This is a genomic window from Nonomuraea sp. B19D2 (assembly GCF_040137845.1).
Classification (GTDB): domain Bacteria; phylum Actinomycetota; class Actinomycetes; order Streptosporangiales; family Streptosporangiaceae; genus Nonomuraea.
This window is the reverse complement of record NZ_JBEFAK010000003.1, coordinates 505,177-526,972: the sequence shown is the minus strand read 5'-3', so window position 1 is coordinate 526,972 and position 21,796 is coordinate 505,177. Positions and strand designations below refer to the sequence as shown.

22 protein-coding genes are annotated in these 21,796 nt (G+C 71.3%); 11 read left to right on the top strand and 11 right to left on the bottom strand.

The features are described from left to right. Positions 1–472: 472 nt before the first annotated feature. Positions 473–598 (top strand): helix-turn-helix domain-containing protein, encoded by a 126-nt coding sequence (locus ABN273_RS09140; protein ID WP_349448217.1) that lies wholly within the window; start codon positions 473–475, stop codon positions 596–598. On the opposite strand, the gene ABN273_RS09135 is transcribed toward ABN273_RS09140, so the two are convergent. After that, positions 591–3,404, bottom strand: a complete 2,814-nt coding sequence (locus tag ABN273_RS09135) for an AfsR/SARP family transcriptional regulator (RefSeq protein WP_349448216.1) — start codon at positions 3,402–3,404, stop codon at positions 591–593. The two genes, ABN273_RS09140 and ABN273_RS09135, sit on opposite strands and share 8 nt — an antisense overlap. A gap of 425 nt (positions 3,405–3,829) precedes the next feature. Here ABN273_RS09135 and ABN273_RS09130 point away from each other — a divergent pair, with 425 nt between their 5' ends. From ABN273_RS09130 to ABN273_RS09115, 4 genes are all read left to right on the top strand, one after another. Further along, complete coding sequence (locus tag ABN273_RS09130) at positions 3,830–5,113, top strand: helix-turn-helix domain-containing protein (protein WP_349448215.1); 1,284 nt, start codon at positions 3,830–3,832, stop codon at positions 5,111–5,113. 44 nt (positions 5,114–5,157) lie between these two features. Beyond that, on the top strand, positions 5,158–5,751 hold the full coding sequence (locus ABN273_RS09125) for a copper resistance CopC family protein (protein ID WP_349448214.1): 594 nt from the start codon (positions 5,158–5,160) through the stop codon (positions 5,749–5,751). After that, positions 5,748–7,724, top strand: a complete 1,977-nt coding sequence (locus ABN273_RS09120; protein ID WP_349448213.1) for a bifunctional copper resistance protein CopD/cytochrome c oxidase assembly protein — start codon at positions 5,748–5,750, stop codon at positions 7,722–7,724. Before ABN273_RS09125 ends, ABN273_RS09120 begins: the two co-directional genes overlap by 4 nt. 218 nt (positions 7,725–7,942) lie before the next feature. Then, on the top strand, positions 7,943–8,350 hold the full coding sequence (locus ABN273_RS09115) for a sensor histidine kinase (protein ID WP_349448212.1): 408 nt from the start codon (positions 7,943–7,945) through the stop codon (positions 8,348–8,350). A gap of 13 nt (positions 8,351–8,363) precedes the next feature. On the opposite strand, the gene map is transcribed toward ABN273_RS09115, so the two are convergent. Continuing rightward, complete coding sequence (map, locus tag ABN273_RS09110) at positions 8,364–9,212, bottom strand: type I methionyl aminopeptidase (protein WP_349448211.1); 849 nt, start codon at positions 9,210–9,212, stop codon at positions 8,364–8,366. Between the two features lie 5 nt (positions 9,213–9,217). Here map and ABN273_RS09105 point away from each other — a divergent pair, with 5 nt between their 5' ends. Beyond that, the gene (locus ABN273_RS09105; RefSeq protein WP_397145341.1) at positions 9,218–9,418 is read left to right on the top strand and encodes a hypothetical protein; all 201 of its coding nucleotides are present in this window, start codon (positions 9,218–9,220) and stop codon (positions 9,416–9,418) included. Here ABN273_RS09105 and ABN273_RS09100 read toward each other — a convergent pair. Further along, the gene (locus tag ABN273_RS09100) at positions 9,415–10,059 is read right to left on the bottom strand and encodes a cyclase family protein (RefSeq protein ID WP_349448209.1); all 645 of its coding nucleotides are present in this window, start codon (positions 10,057–10,059) and stop codon (positions 9,415–9,417) included. The two genes, ABN273_RS09105 and ABN273_RS09100, sit on opposite strands and share 4 nt — an antisense overlap. Further along, the gene (locus tag ABN273_RS09095) at positions 10,056–10,307 is read right to left on the bottom strand and encodes a CBU_0592 family membrane protein (RefSeq protein ID WP_349448208.1); all 252 of its coding nucleotides are present in this window, start codon (positions 10,305–10,307) and stop codon (positions 10,056–10,058) included. The genes ABN273_RS09100 and ABN273_RS09095 overlap by 4 nt, the downstream gene beginning before the upstream one ends. A 73-nt stretch (positions 10,308–10,380) precedes the next feature. Here ABN273_RS09095 and ABN273_RS09090 point away from each other — a divergent pair, with 73 nt between their 5' ends. Continuing rightward, complete coding sequence (locus ABN273_RS09090) at positions 10,381–11,388, top strand: LysR family transcriptional regulator (RefSeq protein WP_349448207.1); 1,008 nt, start codon at positions 10,381–10,383, stop codon at positions 11,386–11,388. On the opposite strand, the gene ABN273_RS09085 is transcribed toward ABN273_RS09090, so the two are convergent. After that, positions 11,363–11,941, bottom strand: coding sequence for a hypothetical protein (locus ABN273_RS09085; protein ID WP_349448206.1), 579 nt, complete (start codon positions 11,939–11,941; stop codon positions 11,363–11,365). The two genes, ABN273_RS09090 and ABN273_RS09085, sit on opposite strands and share 26 nt — an antisense overlap. Positions 11,942–12,115: 174 nt before the next feature. Between ABN273_RS09085 and ABN273_RS09080 the strand changes: the two genes are divergently transcribed. Both ABN273_RS09080 and npdG read left to right on the top strand, forming a co-directional pair. Beyond that, complete coding sequence (locus ABN273_RS09080) at positions 12,116–13,258, top strand: lipase family protein (RefSeq protein WP_349448205.1); 1,143 nt, start codon at positions 12,116–12,118, stop codon at positions 13,256–13,258. Between the two features lie 74 nt (positions 13,259–13,332). Continuing rightward, a complete protein-coding gene (npdG, locus tag ABN273_RS09075; RefSeq protein ID WP_349448204.1) occupies positions 13,333–13,986 on the top strand; it encodes an NADPH-dependent F420 reductase in 654 nt (217 codons plus the stop codon). A 34-nt stretch (positions 13,987–14,020) separates the two neighbouring features. Here npdG and ABN273_RS09070 read toward each other — a convergent pair whose 3' ends face one another. The 6 genes from ABN273_RS09070 to ABN273_RS09045 all read right to left on the bottom strand — a co-directional run bounded on the left by ABN273_RS09070 (position 14,021) and on the right by ABN273_RS09045 (position 19,535). After that, entirely contained in the window at positions 14,021–14,626 is a 606-nt protein-coding gene (locus ABN273_RS09070; RefSeq protein ID WP_349448203.1) for a response regulator transcription factor, read from the bottom strand. After that, a complete protein-coding gene (locus ABN273_RS09065; RefSeq protein WP_349448202.1) occupies positions 14,623–15,708 on the bottom strand; it encodes a sensor histidine kinase in 1,086 nt (361 codons plus the stop codon). Before ABN273_RS09065 ends, ABN273_RS09070 begins: the two co-directional genes overlap by 4 nt. Positions 15,709–15,773: 65 nt before the next feature. After that, positions 15,774–16,487, bottom strand: coding sequence for an ABC transporter permease (locus tag ABN273_RS09060; protein ID WP_349448201.1), 714 nt, complete (start codon positions 16,485–16,487; stop codon positions 15,774–15,776). Then, positions 16,484–17,371 (bottom strand): ABC transporter ATP-binding protein, encoded by an 888-nt coding sequence (locus ABN273_RS09055; RefSeq protein WP_349448200.1) that lies wholly within the window; start codon positions 17,369–17,371, stop codon positions 16,484–16,486. Before ABN273_RS09055 ends, ABN273_RS09060 begins: the two co-directional genes overlap by 4 nt. A gap of 45 nt (positions 17,372–17,416) precedes the next feature. Beyond that, entirely contained in the window at positions 17,417–18,103 is a 687-nt protein-coding gene (locus ABN273_RS09050; RefSeq protein WP_349448199.1) for an alpha/beta fold hydrolase, read from the bottom strand. A 13-nt stretch (positions 18,104–18,116) separates the two neighbouring features. After that, positions 18,117–19,535 (bottom strand): aminotransferase-like domain-containing protein, encoded by a 1,419-nt coding sequence (locus ABN273_RS09045; RefSeq protein WP_349448198.1) that lies wholly within the window; start codon positions 19,533–19,535, stop codon positions 18,117–18,119. A gap of 59 nt (positions 19,536–19,594) precedes the next feature. On the opposite strand from ABN273_RS09045, the gene ABN273_RS09040 reads away from it, so the two are divergent. Together ABN273_RS09040 and ABN273_RS09035 are read left to right on the top strand one after the other, a co-directional pair. Then, complete coding sequence (locus ABN273_RS09040; protein WP_349448197.1) at positions 19,595–20,782, top strand: trans-sulfuration enzyme family protein; 1,188 nt, start codon at positions 19,595–19,597, stop codon at positions 20,780–20,782. A gap of 8 nt (positions 20,783–20,790) precedes the next feature. Then, on the top strand, positions 20,791–21,786 hold the full coding sequence (locus tag ABN273_RS09035; protein ID WP_349448196.1) for a threonine/serine dehydratase: 996 nt from the start codon (positions 20,791–20,793) through the stop codon (positions 21,784–21,786). Positions 21,787–21,796: the final 10 nt, after the last annotated feature.

Sequence of the window (21,796 nt, the reverse complement as noted above, 5' to 3'; positions counted from 1 at the left end):
GCAGGACCACGGCCTTTGAGCGTGCCTGCATGCTGACGGCCCACCAGGCGCTGATCCGCGCCGCCACCGACGCCACGGCCAGTCGGCCGGGCCTGGACATGGAGCGGATCAGCTTCACTGTCCTGCTCCAGGCCGTCGCCACCACGATCACCATTGCGGCCGGGATCTTCCCTGCCGCCCCGATCGATCTCTGTCGGCGCCGTCGGCCGGGCCATCCTCGGCGCGCTTCTGCCCGGCCAGCGCAGACCTCGCCTCAAGGACTCTCCCGCAAGAACCCGACCAGCAAGTACGGCCCAAACGCTGGACAACACACCCAGGCTACGAATGCCGGGTATATGCGGCGCTCGTTCGCGGCCAGTTGCTTTCGCCGCTGCTCGACTACGACTGCCGGCACCAGTCCGAGCTGGTGCGCAGGCTCGGGATCTTCTCCGGCTGCGTCAGCTCGTGAAGCGCCTGCGCGGAGCGGCTGCCCGTGCACGTGAACACAGTCCTTTATCGGATCCGCAGGATCGAGGAGCTGACCGGAAGGAATTTGGCGACTATGGCCGACCGGGTCGATTTCTTCCTGGCGTTCAGGGACACGGGCCTGCTCAGGTAGCCGCTCTTGCCTCGGCCACGGCCGCCCACTCCTCCCTCAACCGGCGCTCCCAGCGGGCGTGGCCGAGCCCGCCACCGCAGGCCATGGCCTCGACGACGTAAGACAGGGCCCGGTCGGGGTCCTCCATCATCCGGTACGCGCGCGACAGCCCGATGAGGCAACGTACCTTCCCGATCCGGTAGCCACTCGCCGAGATCAGCTCACGAGCCCGGAGAAGGTGTTGCAAAGCCTGCTTCGGGTCGTCCAGGTCAAGGTGGGCCTCGCCGAGCACGAGCCGGATCTGCCCCTCGTGGCTGGAGTCTCCCGCCTCCTCGGCGCAAGGCAGGGCCTCATGCAGCGCCTCGCGCACCTTCTCTGGACGTCCCGCACCCAGGTGGGAGTACCCCATCATCAGCAGCGCGTACCTGACTCCCACGCTCGCGCCGATGCTCCTGGCCAGTGCGAGCTGGTCCTCCGCCCAGGGCAGCGCCTCCTCGTAGCGTTCACCCGAGACGTAGGTGTTGGCCAGGTTACCCAACGTACGCATCTGGGCGAAGGCGTCGCCGAGCCGCCGGGCGAGCTCCAGCTCGGACCGTAGGTGCGCGAGGGCCTCGTCCGCGTGTCCCGTCATACGAAGGGCGTTGGCGATGTGGTCGTGTGCGAGCAGGGCGCTGGCCTCATCCCCGAGGCGCTCGCTCACTCTCAACGCCAGCGTGTTCAGCTCCTTCATCTCCGTCATGTGGTAGGCGAGATTCTGGTGCCAGAAGAGGCCGAACGTGAGGTTGACGCCTAGCCGGGCGATCGTGTCGTCGGGGGAGTTCAGCGCCTGTACGGCCGCAGCCGGCAGGACGGCCTCCTCATCGCGCAGCCAGGCCCGCGCCTCGTCCGGGGTGCGGATCTCGTGCGCGACCGCGTCGACCGGGGCCGCCAGTTGCGTGCGATGCGGGTCGTCGATCTGGCTGGCCAGGCGCGTGGAGGCAGCGTAGTACGACAGCGCGCGGATCAGTGGCTCACGCGAGTCGTCGGGCCGCAGGTCGCCGGCGAAGAGGCGGATGAGGTCGTGCAGCTGGTAGCCGCCAGGGCCGGCGCGATCGAGCAGATGGGCGTCCACCAGCCGCTCCAGGGCCGGTTCCGCCTCGCTGGATGCCACGCCGACCAGTGCGCCCGCTGCCTCAACAGTCACCTCGGGCACGTGCAGGAGGCCCAGCAGCGACAGCGTGCGCGCAGCCAGCCGATCCACGGGGCGCGAGCCGCGTTCGAGCGCGGTGTGGCTGGCGGCCAGGCTGGAGCGGACCGCCAGGTCGCCGACCGCCAGCTCGTTCAGCCGGGTCCGTTCGTCGCTCAGGCGGGACGCCAGCGCGGAGACGTTCCAGTCAGGGCGGCTGGCCAGGCGCGCCCCGGCGATGCGTATAGCCAGCGGGAGACCGTCACACAGGCGCACGAGCCTGGCCGTCTCGCTCGCGTCGGCCGAGATTCGGCCTGCACCCGCCAGCGTGGCGAGCATCGTGGCCGACTCCGCCTGGGACATCCTGGCGAGCTCCAGCTGGAAGGCGTCCTCGCCCCAGCTCATGGTCTCCCGGCTGGTCACAAGCAGTGTGTTGCCGAGCGAGGCCGCCAGCAGCAGCCGGATCTGCGCGAGGTCGGTGGCGTCGTCCAGCACGACCAGCACCCGCCGGTCGTGCAGGCGGCTGCGCCACGCGGCCGCCGCCTCGTCCAGGTCAGCGGGCACGGCGCTGGGCGGCATGCCGAGCGCGCGCAGGAACCGCCCGAGCACGTCGAGCGGGGTGAGCGCAGGTAACTCGGGTGTGGCGCCCCGGCAGTTGACGTAGAGCTGCCCGTCGGGGAAGTGGTCCTTGGCCAGGTGCGCGACGTAGGCGGCAAGCGCTGACTTGCCGACGCCCGGCGGCCCGGTGATGATCACCAATGGGGTGGGCGGGGTCTCCCCCCAGGGCGCGAGCTGCTCCTTCAGGCGCACGATCTCCGCCGACCGGCCCACGAACTCCGCCAGCGGGCGGGGCAATTGGTGTGGTGTCGGCGCACGCGGGGCGGGCGCCGCATCGGCCTGCAGCACCATCTCGTAGCACCGGCGCAACCCCTCGCCCGGCGACAGTCCGAGCTCCTCGGCAAGCAGGACCTTGCCTTCCTCATAGGCCCTCAGTGCCTCCGCCGGGCGGCCCGAGCGGAATAACGCCACCATGAGCAGCTCGCGGACCCGCTCCCGTAGGGGATTCCGGCGAGTGAGATACCGCAGCTCCTCGACGATGTCCCGGTGGCGGCCCAGGCGCAGCAGGCTCTCCGCGCGCAGTTCCAGAGCGGCAAGCCGGAGCTGCTCCAGGCGATCACGTTCCGCTTCCACGAAGGGGCCGGACAGCCCACTCAGCGCGGTGCCCCGCCACATCGCCAGGGCCTCGTCGAGGCGGCGTACGGCCTGACTGTCGTCGCCGGAGCGCTGGACCCGCTTGGCTTCTGCGGTCCACTCGGCGAACAGCTGCGCATCCACCTGGGCGGGCTCCAGCCGCAAGACGTAGCCGGCCGATGTTCCCGCCAGCACACGCGACGGCTCGCGCCGCCCGCGATCGGGCTCGAAAGCGCGGCGCAGTCCGGAGATGTAGGTGTAAACGCCCTGCTCAGCATTACGCGGGGCGTCCTCGCCCCAGACGCCGGCGACCAGCTCTCCCATCGGGAGGGGGCGGGGCGCTGCCGCGGCTAGCATGGACAGGGTGGCACGCTGTCTGGCTGGTCCGAGGCTGATGGGTTGTTCGGAGCCCCGGCAGCGAAACTCGGCGATCACCTCGCCGAGAAGGCGGACGAAGATTCCTTCGCTCATGCGGCCCCCTGGATTCGCCACTGATTCCCGTCAAGAAGGCGGCGTAGTAAGTATCGCCATGACGCAAAGAAAGATCGTCGCAATGATGCTGCTAAAGCCAAGATCAATAAGGTGCGGTGAGCACGCCTGTATCGGTAGAACAACCCAGCCCTGGGCCTTCGAATCTCGTGCGGAACAGCCGAGGGCCGCCGCCTCAGTGGGCAGATCATGCGCCTCTAGTCCCCGAGATGCTCAGCAGCAAGTAGGAACATCCGCCGCCATCTGGAGAGACGAATCCGCCCATGCAGCCGTAGCATTGCCTCCGACGGCCGCAAGGGCCACAATCACTGCAGCAAGTACGGACAGTGGAGTACGTGTGCGCATCAGGGGGATCTCCCTCGCCTATTCGTGTTGCTCGAACGCAATAATCTCAGGGAGCGGTAGCAGTGACCACATCTGACATGGTCGGACTTCGCATCAAGACAGTCAGGCGTCAGCGCGGCCTCTCTCAGGCGCAACTCGCCCATCCGGAGTTGTCGGACAGCTACGTCTCTCTCATCGAGAGTGGCAAACGCACCCCGACCCCCGCAGTGCTGGAGCTGCTCGCTCAGAAGCTCGACTGTTCCCTCTCCTATCTGGTCAACGGTGTCACGGCCGAGCAGATGGAAGACATCGAGCTGGCGCTGGGCTACGCGCGGCTGGCCCTGGAGAACGGTGAGGTCTCCGAGGCCCAGACCCGCTTCGCTGAGCTTTTGACGGACAACAACCTGACAGGTCTCACCAAGCTTCGTCAAGATACGGAATACGGCCTGGCCCTGGCGACGGAGGCAGCCGGCGATCTCGACGAGGCGATCTCCATCCTCACCCGGCTACGGGGTGAGGAGACCACAGAAGAGCGCGCCGTGGAGCTCGCCATCGCTCTCTGCCGGGTCTATCGCGACAGCGAGAGGCTCACAGAAGCGGTCGAGGTCGGTGAGCAAATTCTCGGCGGCGCCTCCCGCCCTACCTGGACGGACTCTCTCATCGAGCTGGGCGCCACGCTCCTTTCCGCCTACCTCTACCGTGGCGACATGCTCAGGGCCAAGCAGTTCGCCGCCGAGCTGCTCAACGCCGCAGACATGCTGGGCACGCCAAGGTCGATCGTCGCCGCCTGCTGGAACGCCGCGGTGGTAGCGCAGAGCGCTGGGCACGACGGAGAGGCACTCGCGTTCGCTGAGCGCGCGCTGGCGGTGCAGTCGGAGAACGGCCAGCCGCGTAACCTCGCGCGCATGCGCAACGCCTTGGGCGCGCTGCTCGTACGGGTGCGTCCCGACCAGGCACGGAACGCGCGTGACATGATGTTGCGGGCCGTAGAAGAGCTGGCGCAGACATCAGCGAGCACGGGTGACCTGGCCCGGTGCCGGGTCGAGCTAGCCCGAGCCGAGATCATCCTGGGCTCGCCCGCCGAGGCGCTGGATCACGTCCAAGCCGGACAGGAAATGCTGCCAAGCAACGTGCGCGCCCTCGGTGCGGAGGCCAACCTGCTGGTCAGCCGAGCCCACAGCGCCCTGGGACACCTCGACGAGGCCGTCACGCAGGCGCGTGCCGTACGCGACTGGCTCGCGCCGCTGCCCGACTCCCGGCGAGCGGCCGGCACCTGGTACGCCGCGGCCGAGACCATGGAGCAGCTTGGCGACTCCGACGGCGCGGTGGAGGCCTATCAGCGGGCGCTGGCCTGCGCGGGGCTGTAGGGAGGTCCGGACCGGGCGGTGGCGTCGGTAGCCTTGAGGATGTCATGAAGAGATCCCCGCTCGCGGCGCTCGCCGCCGTCGCCGCCGCCCTGTTCGTGCTCGTCACCGCCGCGCCCGCGCTCGCGCACGACGCGCTCAAGAGCAGCTCTCCGGCCAAGGGCGCCAAGGTCAAGGCCCTCGAGGAGGTGCGCCTCGAGTTCACCGCCGGCGTGCGCCTGCCGTACGTGATCGTGCGCGGGCCCGGCGACGCCGAGCATCAGCGCGGCAAGCCGCAGGTGGACGGCAAGGTGGTGACGCAGGCGGTCGAGGGGCCGCTGCCCGACGGGAAGTACACGATCGCCTACCGGGTCGTGTCGTCCGACGGGCATCCCATCGAGGGCGAGATCCCCTTCAGGGTGGAGGGGGCGGAGACGCCGTCTTCCAGCCCCTCCGCCTCCGAGAGCGCGGCGCCGGCGAGCTCCGCCCCGCCCACCCAGGCCCAGGCTCCGGCCGGTGAGGCCAGTGAGGCGGCGCCGGCCACCGACCAGGCGTCGAGTGGCCAACAAGCAACGTTCCCGGTCTGGCTGGTCATCGTGATCGGCGCGCTCGTCGGCATCGGTATCGGCTTCCTGCTCAGCGCGCGGAGAAAGAAGCCATGAGCAAGGCGGCGCGGCTCGCGCTCGCCGGGGCGGCCGCCGCGGTCGTCGCGCTGGTGCTCGGCATGATCGCCGGCGGCAGGGCGTTTCCGAGGATCATCCCGGGGCTGCCCGACTCCGGAGCCGTCGTCCGGTGGGGGCTGCCGCTGTCGAAGCTGGCCATGGACGTGTCGGGCGTGGCCACCGTCGGCCTGCTGCTGATGGCCGCCGTGCTGCTGCCCAACGACAAGGGCGTGCTCGGCAGGAGCGGCGTCGAATACGTCAAGGCCGCCTCGTGGGCGGCGCTGGCCTGGGCCGGGTCGGCCTTCGCCGCCATCCTGTTCGGCACCGCCGAGTCCATCGGCAGGACCGTGCCCGAGATCCTCAACGGCGCCTTCCTCACCAGCTACGCCACCCAGACCACGCAGGGCGTGGCGCTCACGCTCGTGGTGCTGTTCGGGGTGGCGATCGCGCTGTTCTCGCGCGGCGCCATCACCGCCGGGGCGGCGGCGGGGCTGCTGGTGTTCGCGCTGGTGACGCTGTTGCCCGCGCCGCTGACCGGGCACACCTCGTCCTCGCCCAACCACGACCTGGCCACGTCGGCGGTGTCGCTGCACCTGCTCGCGCTCGCGCTGTGGGTGGGCGGGCTCGCCGTGCTGGCCCTGCACGCGGTGCGCAAGCAGCCGCAGCTCGAGGTGGCCGCGGCCCGGTTCTCCGACATGGCCCTCTGGTGCTACGCCGGGGTCGGCATCTCCGGGGTGTTCAGCCTGGTCGCCCGGCTGGGTGCGGTGTCCGACCTGTGGACCACCCCGTACGGCGTGCTCGCCGTGGTCAAGATCGTGGCGTTCGTGCTGCTCGGCTACGTCGGCTACTGGCACAGGCAGCGCACGGTGGCCGACCTGCGCAAGGGCAGGCCCCGCGCGTTCACCCGGCTGGCCGCCGGCGAGCTGCTGCTCATGCTCGCCACCGTCGGCGTGGCCGTGGCGCTGTCGCGCACGCAGCCGCCCGAGTTCAGCGTGCCCGCCGACCGGGCGTACGAGCTGCTCGGCTTCCCCCTTCCCGCCGAGATGACGCTCGGCAACGTGTTCTCCCTGTGGTGGTTCGACCTGTTCTTCGCCGCGGTCGCCGCGGTGCTAGGCGGGCTCTACGGGCTCGGCGTGTTCAGGCTGCTGCGGCGTGGCGACAAGTGGCCGTGGGGCCGTACGGCCTCCTGGTGCATCGGGGTGGTGCTGCTCGTCTTCGCCACGCAGAGCGGCCTGGCCCGCTACGCCAAGGTCATGTTCGACATGCACATGATCGAGCACATGACGCTCTCCATGGTCGTGCCGATCTTCCTCGTCCTCGGCGGGCCTGTCACGCTGGCCCTGCGCGCGCTCAAGCCCGCCACCCGCAGGGGTGACCGGGGGCCGCGGGAGTGGATCACGACGATCCTGCACAGCCGGTTCACCAAGGTCATCACTCATCCCGGCGTCGCCACGTTCATCTTCGTGGCCTCGACGTACGCGCTGTACTTCACGCCGCTCTTCGAGTCGGCCATGCAGGAGCATCTCGGGCATATCTGGATGACCCTCCACTTCCTGCTCAGCGGGTGCCTGTTCTTCTGGGTCATCATCGGGGTCGATCCCGGGCCCAACCGCCTGCCGTACGTCGGGCGGCTGCTGATGCTCTTCGTCACCATGCCGTTCCACGCGTTCTTCGGGATCGCGTTGATGATGACCGGCACGGTGATCGCCTCCGACTGGTACGAGCAGCTCGGCCGCACGTGGGGCGAGACGCTGATCCAGACGCAGCGCGACGGCGGGGCCATCGCCTGGGGGTTCGGCGAGATCCCGACGCTGATCGTGCTGCTGGCCATCGCCATGCAGTGGTACAGGGACGACGAGAGGCAGGCGCGGCGCGCCGACAGGCGGGCCGACCGCTCGGGTGCGGGGGATCCCGACCTCGACTCCTACAACGCCTACCTCGCCCGTCTCAACCGCGCCGACAAGGGGGAGTAGCGGTTCTTCCGCGGCCTCAGGCTCGCGTAGCGGTTCGGCCATGGCCTTCTATCTTCCGACTACACGTCTCTGGACCGGCCGGTAGCCTGTCTCGCAGGGGAGACGGGCATAACCGCATCAGTCAGCGTGCGTAGGCCTTGAGGGGGGATGCGCACCGCCAGGTGGGAGCGCCGGAGTGGGGACCGGTGCGAGCCCGGCGTGCCGAGGAAGGCGAAACCATGTCGGAAGAGACACGGATGCGCGGGGGGCAGAGGCTGGGAGAGGCGCTCGAGAGCTACCTGGCCGAGTGGTCCGAGCGCACGGGGATCGCCGTGGAGACCTGGGCGTTACCCGCCACCGATGTGCCGTCGCAGGTCTCTCGCGGCGTCATGGCCGTGCTGGACGATGCCCTGTCCAACGTCGAGCTGCACAGCCGGGCCCGGATCGTGTCCATCGCCGTGACGGCCGGCAAGAGCGGGCTGCGCATGACGGTCAGCGACAACGGCCAGGGCTTTCCTCTCACGGGGGCAGGGAGCGGGATCGCGAGGATGCGGGCGGCGTTCGCGGACCTGGGCGGGAGCCTGTCGGTCAACAGCGTGCCGGGTGAGGGCACGACGGTGACCGGGGTGGTGCCCAAGCGCCGGTGACACGCCGCCGCGATCAGGCGAGCGTGAGGATCTCGCTGCCGGTCTCGGTCACCACGATCGTGTGCTCGAACTGGGCCGTGCGCTTGCGGTCCTTCGTCACCGCCGTCCACTTGTCGGGCCAGATGTCGTACTCGATCGTCCCCAGCGTGAGCATCGGCTCGATCGTGAACGTCATCCCCGGCACCAGCTCCACCCGCAGCGACGGGTCGTCGTAATGGGGCACCATCAGCCCGGAGTGGAAGCTGGTGCCGATCCCGTGACCGGTGAAGTCCCGCACGACGCCGTAGCCGAAGCGCTTGGCGTACGCCTCGATGACCCGCCCGACCACGTTGAGCTGCCGCCCCGGCGCGACCGCCTTGATGGCGCGCGTCATCGCCTCACGCGTGCGCTCCACCAGCAGCCGCGACTCCTCGTCCACCTCGCCCACGAGGTAGGTGGCGTCGGTGTCGCCGTGGACGCCGCCGATGTAGGCGGTGATGTCGACGTTGACGATGTCGCCGTCCCGGAGCACGGTGTCATCGGGGATGCCGTGGCAGATCACCTCGTTGATCGACGTGCACAGCGACTTCGGGTAGCCCTTGTAGCCGAGCGTGCTCGGGTAGGCGCCGTGGTCGATGAGGAACTCGTGGCCGATCCGGTCGAGCTCGTCGGTCGTCACGCCCGGCTGGATGCGCTTGGCGACCTCTTCGAGCGCCTGGGCGGCGATCCGGCCGGCCACCCGCATGCGCTCGATGATCTCGGGGCTCTTCACGTCGGACTCGCCGGTTCTGGGGCGCTTCTTACCGACGTACTCCGGCCGCTCGATGTGGGCGGGAACCTTTCGCATGGGCGAAACTCGCCCGGGCTGGAGCAGTGTCGTCATGAAACATGAGTCTACGGGGCAGAATTGACCTCGTGAGCGAAGGCCAGTGGTGGTTCTGTCTCAAGCACATGCGGGTCGAGCCCGAGCAGGGCTGCCCCAACAAGGACCGGATGGGTCCCTACGAGTCCGAGCAGGAGGCGGCCGGGGCGCTGCAGCGCGCCGCCGACCGCAACAAGGCCTGGGACGAGGCCGAGGAAGAAGACTAGGCGACGACCGCGTACGCCCTGACCGGAAACGTCCCCATGCCCGCGACCATCGGGGGCGCGGCATGGAAACGGAAGCCGTCCGAGGGCAGCTCGGCCAGGCCCGTCAGGTGCTCCACCAGCGGGATCCCCGCCTTCAGCAGGATCGAGTGGGCGGGGCGCTCGCCGTGCGGCGGGGTGTCGTCGATGTTCAGCGAGTCGATCCCCACCAGCGCCGCCCCCTGGTCGGCCAGCCACTGCGCCGACTCGGGCGCGAGGTAGGGGTGGCCGTGCAGGTACGCGTCGGTGCCGAAGTGGCGGTCCCAGCCGGTGTGGATCAGCACGGCCCGCCCGCGTACGTCCAGGCCCTTGTCGATCACCACCTCCCGGCCCTGGCCGCCGCGGACGAGCAGGCCGGGGAGGTCTGCCAGCTTGCTCAGCGGCACCTGCGACAGGTCGGGCCCGTCGGCATAGCGGTGGTACGGGGTGTCCACGTAGGTCCCGGTGTTGGCGGCCAGCGTGATCGTGCCGATGTGGAACTCCGTGCCCGGTGCGTACACCTCGCGCGAGTCCTCCCGGCTCAGGTGCACTCCCAGCTTCGGGCCGGGGATGCCGGGATAGGTGACCATCCCGTCGACGATGCGGTGGCTGAGTTCGACGATCATTTGGCGACTCCAAGTCGGGTGAGCTTGACGAGGGCCACGGCGCCGATGCCCGCCCAGATGAGGTTGAGCCCGGCCGACGGCCAGGCGGCGTTGTAAGCACTGTTGATCATCAGGCCGACCGAGCCGGCGAGGTTGACGATCTGGTACGTCACGCCGTCCCCCGCCAGCCGGGACGACGTGACCAGGGCGTACCCGGCCAGCAGCAGCGCGGCGCCGGCCCAGCCGACGGCGGCGAGGACGAACTCCATGGCGGCCATTGTCCGGATTAATCGTCCTGAAGCGCAAATAAAGAAACCTAAAGGTGCGCGTAAGCTGACCTGCATGGACATTGATCCACGGCGGCTGCGTATCCTCCACGAGGTCGCCCGTCGCGGCGGCGTGATGCGGGCCGCCGAGGCGCTCTACCTCACCCCCTCCGCCGTCTCCCAGCAGCTCGCGCAGCTCGAACGCGAGGTCGGGCTGGCCCTCATCGACCGCTCCCAGCGCAGCGTCTCGCTCACCCCGGCCGGGCGCGTGCTCGCCGGTTACGCCGAGCGCGTGGAGGAGGAGCTGCTGGAGGCCAAGCGGGAGCTCACCCGCTTCACCGAACGCCTGGCCGGGCCCGTGCGCATCGCCGCCTTCCCCACGGTCATCACGCACGTGCTGGTGCCGGCCATGCGTGACCTGGCCGCCCGCCACCCCAAGATCGCTCCGATCATCCACGAGATCTACGGCCAGCCCGCGCTGCAGGAGCTGCGGATGGGAGCCGTGGACGTGCTCATCACCGAGCAGGACATGAGCCTGCCGGCGCTGTCACAGCCGTCGCTGCGCACCCGGCTGCTCTACGTGGACGAGTACCGCATCGTGCTGCCGCCCGACTGGCCCGACCCGCCCACGGTCGCCGGTCTGATGGAGAAGCCGTGGGTGGCCAGCGAGCCGAACCAGGCGTGCGGTCAGGCGCTGGAACGGCTGGCGGGGCTGCACGGGCTGGAGCCGCGCAAGGTGCACGTGATCACGGAGTTCGGGCCCACGCTCGCGCTGGTGGCGGCCGGGCACGGGGTGGCGATCGTGCCCGCGCTGGCCTTGCTGGACGTGCCCGAGGGCGAGGTGCGGGTGAGCGAGATCCGCGACGTGGGGGCGCGCAGGCTGGACGCCGTCACGCGGGTGAGCCGTACCAGGTCGGGGGAGCCCGACCCCGTGCAGGCCGTGGTGATCGGTGCGATCGAGGACGCCACGGCGGCACTGGGCACGTCGCTGAGCGGACGCCTGGCTGCTCCACCGGCTGAGGACCGCCTGGCTGGTCCGCCGGTCGGGGGCCGGCCGGCTAGTCCGCCAGCTGAGGACCGCTGACCTTCTCCAGCAGGCGGGCCAGTCGCTCGCGCAGGCCGGGGCGGCGCTCCGGCTCTCCGGCCGCCGCGCTCACCAGGTGCTGCGCCCCGTCGAACGTCACCAGCCCGTCGCGCGGCACCTGGATGGCGTCGTGAGCCAGCCCGGCCAGCTCGCGGTCGCCGCCCTCGATGGCCAGGATGGTCGCCCCGGTGCGCCGCGCGTCGTTCACGCGCTCGAGCAGCGGGACCGGCGCCTGCTGCTCGGACAGCACGAACAGCGTCTCGCCGCGGGCCGCCCGCTCCAGGCGTTCGAGGCCGACACGCAGGTGGGCGGGCGCGTCGAGCGGCGGCGCCCAGCGCACCAGCGTGGGCGTGAGCTGCGACAACCCCGAGAACCTGGCCTCGTCGGCGAGGTGCGCGGTCAGGTGCCAGGGCTCCTCGTCGGGGGTGCCGACCAGGAGCAGGCCGCCGGGCGAGCGGGTGGCACGCAGGGCGACGCCCAGCTCGCGGGTGCGTTCGAGCCAGCCGGTCTCGGCCAGGAGCTCGCGGAGCAAGGCCACCGATCCTGAGTCCATGTCAACCATGGTGCACGACCCGGCACGCGCGGGGTGGCTGATTCGAGAGTGATGTGTTGACACGACGTCTGTTTCCGCGTCATTTCAGGCCTTGACACGGGGTTACTCCCGGGTAACGATCGGCTCGCGGCGCCGCCGTCCCAAGTATGTGGTCCTCACGGAGAGGGGCGGCACATGACCTTACGTGTCCGCGTCAGCATGTCCATGATCCTGTTATTGATCATGTCCCTCACCACGACCCCGGCCCGCGCCGCGGCTCCGGGAGACGTGGTCTCCGCCCAGCCCACCACCGTCTACCTCCTGCCGGGCAAGCTGCTGGAGGTCCCGGTCAACGCCTGGCACCTCCGCTACAACTCCACCTCCGCCACCGGCTCGCTCAACACCGTGTCGGGGACGCTGCTCGTGCCCAAGAGCAGCTATCCGCTCGGCGCGCGCCCCATCATCGGGTACGCCGTGGGCACCCACGGGCTCGGCGACCAGTGCGCCCCCTCGGCCAGCATGAGCCAGGGCAAGGAGGCCGAGCTCGCGCTGGTGAGCCTGTTCCTGCTCAAGGGGTTCGCGGTGGCCATGACCGACTACGAGGGGCTCGGCACGCCCGGGCCGCACACGTACATGGCCGGGATCTCGCAGGGGCACGCCGTGCTCGACTCGATCAGGGCCGCCACCCGCGTGTCCGGGGCCGGGCTGTCGAGCAAGGCGCCGGTCGCCGTCATGGGCTACTCCCAGGGCGGCTCGTCGGCCGGGTGGGCGGCGCAACTGCAGCCGTCGTACGCGCCCGAGCTGCGGCTCAAGGGTGTCGCGGCCGGTGGCGTGCCCGCTGACCTGCACGCGGTCGCGGACCACCTGGACGGCGGGCCGAACTTCGGGCTGGGGGCTGCGGCCGGGGTCGGGCTCGACGCGGCCTATCCCGAGCTGGACCTCGAAGCCGACCTCAACGACCGGGGCCGCGCCCTGCTCGCCGACGCCGCCGACGACTGCGTGGGCGACCTCGGCAAGCTGGCCGGGCTCCGCTTCTCCGACCTGAGCCCGGTCGACCTGCTCAACCAGCCGAAGTGGCTGGCCAGGCTCGGGCAGAACCGCCTGGGCGCCGCGGCTCCCCGGGTGCCCATGTTCCTGTATCACGCGCGGGGCGACGAGATCATCCCGCTCACCGTCGGGTCCACGCTGCGCTCCGAGTACTGCCGGGCCGGCGTGAACGTGCGGTGGGCCGCGCTGCCCGCGCCCGACCACGTCACGGGGGCCGTCGAAGGAGGGCCGCCGGCCATCGAATGGCTGGCCCTGCGGATCCTCGGGCTGCCTGCCATCGGCAACTGCTGACTGATTCCGCGGCCGGGCTCGACGATTCGAGCCCGGCTGAGCCGGGTCCGGCCCAAGCTGGCATGATCTGGCCTATGACAGACGCGAGCGGACTTTCCATCGGCATCCTTGGCGGCACCGGCGACCAGGGGAAGGGGCTGGCGCGGCGGTTCGCGCTGGCGGGGCATCAGGTGCTGATCGGGTCGCGCAGCGCGCAGCGCGCCCAGGACGCGGCCGGCGACATCGGGGCGGGCGCGAGCGGCGCCGAGAACGCCGCCGTCGCCGCCCAGGCCGACATCGTGATCGTGGCGGTGCCGTACGAGGGGCACAAGGCGCTGCTGGAGTCCCTGCGCGCCGAGCTGGCCGGGAAGATCGTGGTCGACTGCGTGAACCCGCTCGGGTTCGACAAGCAGGGCGCCTACGCGCTGCCGGTGGCGGAGGGGAGCGCGGCGCAGCAGGCGGCCGCGGTGCTGACCGAGAGCCGGGTGGTGGCGGCCTTCCACCACGTGTCGGCGGTCCTGCTGATGGATCCGGCGGTGGAGAAGGTGGACCTCGACGTCCTGGTGCTCGGCGACGACCGCGAGGCCACCGACACCGTGCAGGCGCTGGCCGAGGTCATCCCGGGGGTGCGCGGCGTCTACGGTGGGCGGTTGCGTAACTCTCACCAGATCGAGGCGCTCACCGCCAACATCATTTCCGTGAACCGCCGCTACAAGGCGCACGCCGGGCTGCGCATCACCGACATCTGACCGGAGGCGCCGGCCTGAACCCTCAAAGGGGTTGTCACAGCCAGCCCGCGTCCTCGGCGATGCGGATGGCGTCGATCTTGTTGCGGGCTCCCGTCTTCGTGATCGCCCCGGTCAGGTAGTTGCGTACGGTGCCGGGGGACAGGTGGAGGCGGGAGGCGATCTCCTCCGCCGAGGCGCCCCTGGCGGCCTCCTTGAGCACCGTGCACTCGCGCGGCGTCAGGGGGCTCTCGCCGTACTGCATGGCCGAGGACACCAGCTCGGCGTCCAGCACGCGCAGTCCGGACGCGGTGCGCCTGATCGCGTCCGCCAGGCGGTCGCCGGGGGCGTCCTTGACCAGGAACGCCTCGATGCCCGCGGCCAGCGCCCTGCGTACATGGCCCGGCTGGCCCATGGCCGTGAGCACCAGGACGCGGCACGACGGAAGGCGCTCCAGGAGCGTGGCGGCCGCGGTGATGCCGTCGAGCACCGGCAGGTCGATGTCCACGACGGCGACGTCGGGCCGGACCCGGAGTGCCTCGGGCACGATCTCGTCGCCCCTGGTCACCTCCGCGACCACGTCGATGTCCGGCTCCAGGCGGAGCAGGGCGGTGAGCGCGGCGCGGATCATGTGCATGTCCTCGGCCAGCAGCACCCTGATCATGCCGCGACCTCCATGGCCAGGAGGAAGCCGCCGGCGCCGGTCGGGGCGGCGGTGCAGGAGCCGCCTGCCTGGGCCGCCCGCTCATCCAGCCCCGTGAGGCCGCCTCCGGCGGGGCCCGGAGACTCGGGGACGCCGTCGTTGGCCACCTCGAGCCGGAGCCTGCCGCCGTTCACGGACGTGGTGATCGTGCAGGTCGTGGCCCTGCTGTGGCGAAGCACGTTGGTGACCGCCTCGCGTACGGCCCAGGCCAGCGCCTCCTCCGAGCGTCTCGGCACCGCCACGTCCGCCAGGTGCGCCTGGACCCCTATGCCCGACGACTCCAGCAGCGCCACCGCCCGGTCCACCTCGCCCGCCAGCGACATCGCCCGGTAGCCCCTGGCCACCTGGCGGACATCCTGGGCCGCCTCCCTGGCGACCTGCACCAGCTCGCCCACCTCCGTACGGGCGGCGGCGGGGTCGCGCTCCACGAGCCGGGAGGCCAGGTCGCCCTTGAGCGCGATCGCGGTGAGGCTGCGTCCGAGGCCGTCGTGCAGGTCGCGGGAGATGCGCAGGCGCTCCTTGAGCACCGCGGCGTCCGCCAGCTCGGCCCTGGCCTGCTCCAGGTCCGCCGTCACGCGCGCGAACCGGACGAGCGCGTAGATCATGGCGCCCGTGGTGGGCACGGTGACCACGTAGAAGAGGGTGACCACCAAGAGGTCGGCGTTCACCCACATCGCGGCGCCCTCGTACAGCATCATCAGCACCACCAGCGCGCCGCCCCAGCCCAGCGGCAGCAGCACCAGCAGCGTCCCGGCCAGCATGGGCGCGGCCACCGCCGACATGCCGCCGGGCAGCAGGAGGTCAGGCAGGTATGTGGCGACCGCCTGGAGCACGAGCGTGAGCGGGAAGGCAGGCGGGCGCTCGCCGCGCAGGCCGGCCCGCATGTTCAGGTAGTGCGTGGAGATCACGGCGGCTATCGCGAGGCCGGCCGTCGCGCCGAAGACCGGGCCCTGCAGGAAGTACAGCAGCGCGATCACTGTGTAGGCGACCGAGACGGCGGCGATGAGGCCGCTCGCGAGCCGCCTCGCCGATTGGGAGATCACGGCGACGATTATGACCGAGCCCTGTGGTGAGCCGCGTCCAGCGGGTTGTGCACCTACGACCGGCCCTAAGATCGGCGGGGTTCCCAGCGGAACCACAGCCGGATCGCGACGAGCCCGACGACCGTCCAGGCGGCCAGGACCAGGGCGGGCACGGCCGGCTCGCCGGTCTTGACGGCGTTCACGACGGCGGTGGTGGGCAGCAGGTCCAGGACGGGCCGCAGCCACGAGGGCAGCGGGATGGGGCCCATCGCGCCCGCCGAGACCCCGGCCAGCAGGAAGACGGGTGTGGTGAAGGCCGCGGCCAGCTCGGCGCGGGGGATCGCGGCCGTGTACGCGGCGCCGAGCAGGGACAGCACGGCCGACCCCGCGACCGTGATCGCGGCGAAGGCCAAGGGGTCGCCGGGCAGCGGGACATCGGCCACGAGCCACACGGCCACCGTGCACAGCACGATCATGGCCATGGTCTGGGTGGCCGTGCTGGCGATCTGGCCGAGCAGGATCTGCCCGTCCGTCAGCCGGCCGGACCGCAGCCGCTTGAGCACGAGCTGGTCGCGGCGGGTGGCCAGGGCGACGGCGATGTTCATGAACGCGGTGATCGCCAGCAGGATCGAGATCGTGCTCTGGAAGATCGAGGCGGCGGCCGGGGCGCCCAGCACCTGCTTCATGAGCAGCGGCATCCCGACGGCCAGCCCGACCGGGGTGAGCACCGAGGCGAACAGCATGGTCTTGTCCCGCCAGAACAGGCGCGTGCCGAGGCGGTAGGTCGCGGTCAGGCTCATCGGGCGCTCCTCGCGAGGTCCAGGAAGAGGTCTTCGAGGGTGGCCGTGCGGACCTCCAGGCCCGTCAGGCGCAGGCCGCGCCCGGCCGCCCAGGTCAGCAGCGTCTGCGCGGCCAGGTCGGGGTCCTCGGCGCGGCAGACGGCGCTGTCGCCCTCCACAGTGACCGGCAGCGGCAGGTCGGCCGGGTCCACGTGCGCGGGCAGCCGGAACGCCACCCGCCCCGACCTGGCGGCGAGGGTCTCCGCCATGTCGCCCGACGCGACCACCTCGCCCGCATCCATGATCGCCATGGCGGAGGCCAGGCGCTGCGCCTCCTCCAGGTAGTGCGTGGTGAGCAGGATCGTGGTGCCCTGCCTGGCCAGGTCGCGGACGACGTCCCAGGTGCTCCTGCGTGCCTCGGGGTCCATGCCGGTGGTCGGCTCGTCGAGGAACAGCACGTCGGGACGGCCCAGCAGGGCCAGTGCCAGGTCGAGCCGGCGCTTCTCGCCGCCCGAGAGCTGGCGGACCTTGGTGCCCTGCTTGCCCGTCAGCCCCGCCAGCTCCAGCGCCTCGTCGCCCGGGCGGGGCGCGGCGGTGAAGTCGCGCCAGGTGGCGACGGTCTGGGCCACCGTCAGGTCAGGGAAGAACCCGGCCTCCTGCAGCATGATCCCGGTGCGCTGCCTGACGGCCGCGCGGTCGGCGTACGGGTCGAGGCCGAGCACCCGCACGGTCCCGCCGTCGGCCCGCTGGAAGCCGGCGAGCACCTCGATCGTGGTGGTCTTGCCCGCGCCGTTCCTGCCCAGCAGGGCGAAGATCTGGCCTTCGGCCACCTCGAACGAGATGCCCTTCACCGCCTCGAACCCCTGGTGGCTCTTCCTGAGCCCGTTCACTTCGATCGCTGTCATGCGTACGAGTGTTTCTGGGCCGATCGCGGGGCGACAGTGAAGAATTCACGACTTCCGTGAGAGCTTGAGCAGCGCGTCCGTGACGCCCTCAGGGTCGACGAGCTGGTGTAGGTGCATGCCGGGCACACGGGTCACGGGCCAGCCCCGCCGGCCCGCCTCCTCGGCGACGTTCTCGTACGGCGGGCCGAACCACAGGCACGAGCACCTGACGTCGTCCCACCCGGCGGGCACGGGGACGAGCTGGGTGTAGTAGTCGAGCGGCAGCCGCGGCTGCTCGGCCGCCACCCGGATGCGCACGGCGGGATCGGGCAGCATGGCCACCACGTCCTCCTCGTCCCACCAGTCGGTCCAGCGCGGCAGCACGCCGTCGGGGCCCGCCAGGTCATGCAGGAACGGCAGGAAGCTCTCGTCCGCGATCTTGATCAGGCCCTCGCGCGGCGGGATGTGCGCGTCGGCGAACACGCACGCCACCACCCGCTCGCCCAGCCCCTCCTTGATCAGCGGCAGGAAGAAGCCCGCGTTGCTGTGCACGGCCAGCACGACGGGTGTGTCCGGGGTGGCCGCGCGCACCGCCTCCACCACCCGCGGCCAGTAGGGCGCGCCGCCCGCCGCCACGCCGGTCAGGTCGGGCACCACGGCCGCGTGCCCGCGGCGCTCCAGGGACTCGGCCACGGGCGCCCACGTCGAGGGCCCGACGGAGGGGCTGTGCACGAGTACGAACGTCGTCTCCATGGGGTCCACACTGTCAGACGACGAGGGGGTGGCGGGAGACCGATCGGCCCGCTCCGCCGTAGAACGCCCAGGCCGTGGCCAGGTTGTTCACTGCCCGCGAAAGCTCATCCTCCGGGAAGAGGAAGTGCAGGCGCATGCAGTCGGCGTGCCCGCCGAGCGGGTCGAACGATCTTCCCGGCGGTACCGCGACGCCGTGCCTGAGCGCGACCTGTGCGAACGAGTCGACATCGCCGCGCGGGATCCGCACCCAGATGGTCTGGCCACCCAGTGCCGGCTCGAAGGACCACGACGGCAGGTGTGCGCGCAGCTCGGCGCACAGGTGGTCGTGGCGCTCGCGCAACGTGCGCACGCGGGCCGCGCGTACCTCGTCCAGGCGGCGCAGCAGGGCGACGGCGGCGAGCTGGCTGAAGACCTCGCCGCCCAGGTCGTGCACGGCCCGCAGCCTGGCCAGCCGTGAGACCAGCGGCGCCGCCGCGCGGATCCACCCGACCCGCAGCCCGCCCCAGACGAGCTTGCTCAGCGAGCCGACGGAGATCTGGTGCTCTCCGTCCCTGAACGAGGCCAGCGGCGGCGGAGTCTCGCCGGTGAAGCAGAGCTCGGCGCAGACCTCGTCGTCGATCAGCGGCACGTCGTGCTCGGCGGCCAGCGCGGCCAGCCGCCTGCGGGCCGGGCGGTCCATGATCGAGCCGTCCGGGTTGCGGGCGGTGGGCACGAAGTAGGCCATGGCGGGGCGTTCGCGCAGGTCCTCCGCCGTTCCCGGCCGGATGACGGCGGCGGCGTGCCGGAACACCTCCAGCGCGCCCGGGTACGTCGGCGTCTCGGCCAGCACGGTGTCACCGGGCGCGACCAGCAGCCCGGTCAGCAGGGTGAGCGCCTGCTGCGCGCCCGTGGTCACCATGATCTGCTCGGCTGTCGTGGGCACGCCGCGGCCGGTGTAGTAGGCGGCCAGGGCAGCGCGCAGGGCCGGGTTGCCCGCCGGCTGGTAGCCCAGGTCGCGCGTCCCGGCCAGCCGCGCGCCCGCCTCCTCGTACGCCTCGAACATCGCGACCGGCATGTCGTGCGGCGCGGCGCAGGTCAGGAGCTGCACGCCGTCCGGCGGGTGCAGGATGTGCAGCAGCAGCGGGTTGGCCACCACGCCGTCGGCGGTCCTCGTCGAGGGCAGGTCGAGCGCGGCCACCCGGGTGCCGCTGCCCTGGCGGCGCACCACGCGGCCCTCCTGGTGCAGCAGGTCGTACGCGGCCACCACGGTGCCCCGGCCCACCGCCAGCCGCTTGGCGAGCACCCGGTCGGGCGGGAGCGGCTGGTCCGGCGGCAGCACGCCGTCGTCGATCAGGGCCCGCAACCTGGCCGCGAGCAGCAGGTACAGCGGGCCTCGGCCCGACGCCCAGCGGCCCAGCAGATCGACGAGATCATCAAGATTGGCCCCATTCATGGACCAATTCTGTCGTATTGGCTCTCACGTCGGGCCCTTCTTGCGGCGATCCTTGCTCTATGACCGAATCCCGTCCTGAGATGCTCCGTCCGGAAACCCGCGCCGTTCACGTGCCGCAACCTTCCGTCGAGGGCAGCCGCCCGATCACCATGCCGATCTACCAGACCTCCGGGTTCGCCTTCGACGACCCCGCCGTGATGGCGGACGCGATGGGGCGGGCCGACGGGCCGTTCGTGTACGGGCGCTACACCAACCCCACGGTGCGCGCGCTGGAGCTGGCCGTCGCCGACCTGGAGGGCGGGGCCGCGGCCATCGCCACCGGCTCGGGCATGGGCGCGATCAACACCGTCCTGCTCGGCCTGCTCAAGCCGGGCGACCACCTCATCGCCCAGAAGTCCCTGTACGGCGGGACCGCCGCCATGATCAACGACCTGGCCGGCAGGTTCGGGATCACGGTCACGTACGTGCCCGAGAACGACCCCGCCGCCCTGCGCGCCGCCGTCCGGCCGGAGACCAAGCTGGTCTACCTGGAGACGATCAGCAACCCGATGACGCTGGTCGCCGACCTGCCCGGGATGTTCGCGGCGGCCCGCGAGCTCGGGATCCTGTCCGTGGTGGACAACACCTTCGCCACGGCCCTGCTCTGCCGGCCCATCGAGCACGGGGCGGACATCGTCGTACACTCCACCACCAAATACCTGTCCGGGCACACCGACGTGGTGGGCGGGCTCGCCGTGTTCGCCTCCTCCTCGCTCTACGAGAAGGTGTGGCACTTCGCGATCGAGCTCGGGGCCTCGGCGGATCCGTTCGCGGCCTGGCTGTCGCTGCGGGGGCTGCAGACGCTGGGGTTGCGGATGGAGCGCCACTGCTCCAACGCGCGTTTCCTCGCCACCCGCCTCGCTGAGCACCCCGCCGTCACCGCCGTGCACTGGCCGGGGCTCGCCTCGCATCCCTCGTACGAACTGGCCGGGAAGCTGCTGTCCGACTTCGGCGGTGTCCTCTCGTTCGACCTCGCCGGCGGGCGGGGGGCCGGGGAGAAGTTCATGAGCTCCGTACGCCTGGCGCTGCTCGCTCCTTCGCTCGGGGGCGTGGAGACGCTCGTCCTGCACCCCGCCACGACGTCGCATCGTGCGCTGAGCGCCGAGGAGCTGGCCAGGAGCGGGATCGGCGAGGGCACCGTACGCATCGCGGTGGGCATCGAGCACCCCGAGGACCTGTGGGCCGACGTGTCCCAGGCCCTGGCATAGTGGCCATTGTGGATTATTCGGATGTGCTGACCGCGGCCCATCGCATCGACGGGCACGTGCTCCACACGCCGGTCCTCGAGGTCTCGCCCGGGGTCTTCTACAAGCTCGAGCTGCTGCAGCACTCGGGGTCGTTCAAGGTGCGGGGGGCGTTCAACCGCATGCTGTCGGCCGGGGAGCTGCCGCCCAGCGGGGTGATCGCCGCCAGCGGCGGCAACCACGGGCTGGCGGTGGCCTACGCGGCGCGGGCCCTGGGGGTGCGGGCGGAGATCTTCGTGCCCGAGGTGACCAGCCCGGTGAAGGTGGCGGGGCTCGCGGCGCTGGGGGCGGACATCACGCAGACCGGTGCCATCTACTCCGACGCCGCCGAGGCCGCCGCCAAGCGCGCCGCGGAGACGGGGGCGCTGGTGGTGCACGCGTACGACCAGGCCGAGGTGGTGGCGGGGCAGGGGACCACGGGGCTGGAGATCGTGGAGCAGACGGGTGGCGTCGACACGGTGGTGGTCGCCGTCGGCGGGGGCGGCCTCGCCGCGGGGATCACCCTGGGCACCTCCGGCGGCGCGTCGAGGCGTTCCCCCGGGGCCGCGTCCGGCGGCGGGCCGGGACGTTCGCCGGGAGTCGCCGCTGAACCCGGGGCGGTGGCCCGGCCGCGGATCGTCGCGGTGGAGCCCGAGCGGATCCCGACCCTGCACGAGGCGCTGCGGGCAGGGAAGCCGGTGCCGGTCGAGGTCGGCGGCGTGGCGGCCGACGCGTTGGGCGCCACCAAGCTCGGCGCCATCCCGTTCGGGATCCTTTCGTCGCCGCGGGTGCGGAGCGTGCTGGTGAGCGACGAGGCGATCCTGCAGGCCCGGCGTACGCTCTGGGCGCGGCACCGGGTGGCGGCCGAGCCCGCGGGCGCGACCGCGTACGCCGCCCTGCTGTCGGGCGCCTACACCCCGGCGCCGGGGGAGCGGGTGGCAGTGGTGCTGTGCGGCTCCAACACGGACCCCGCCACGCTCACCACCTGAGCCGCCCCTC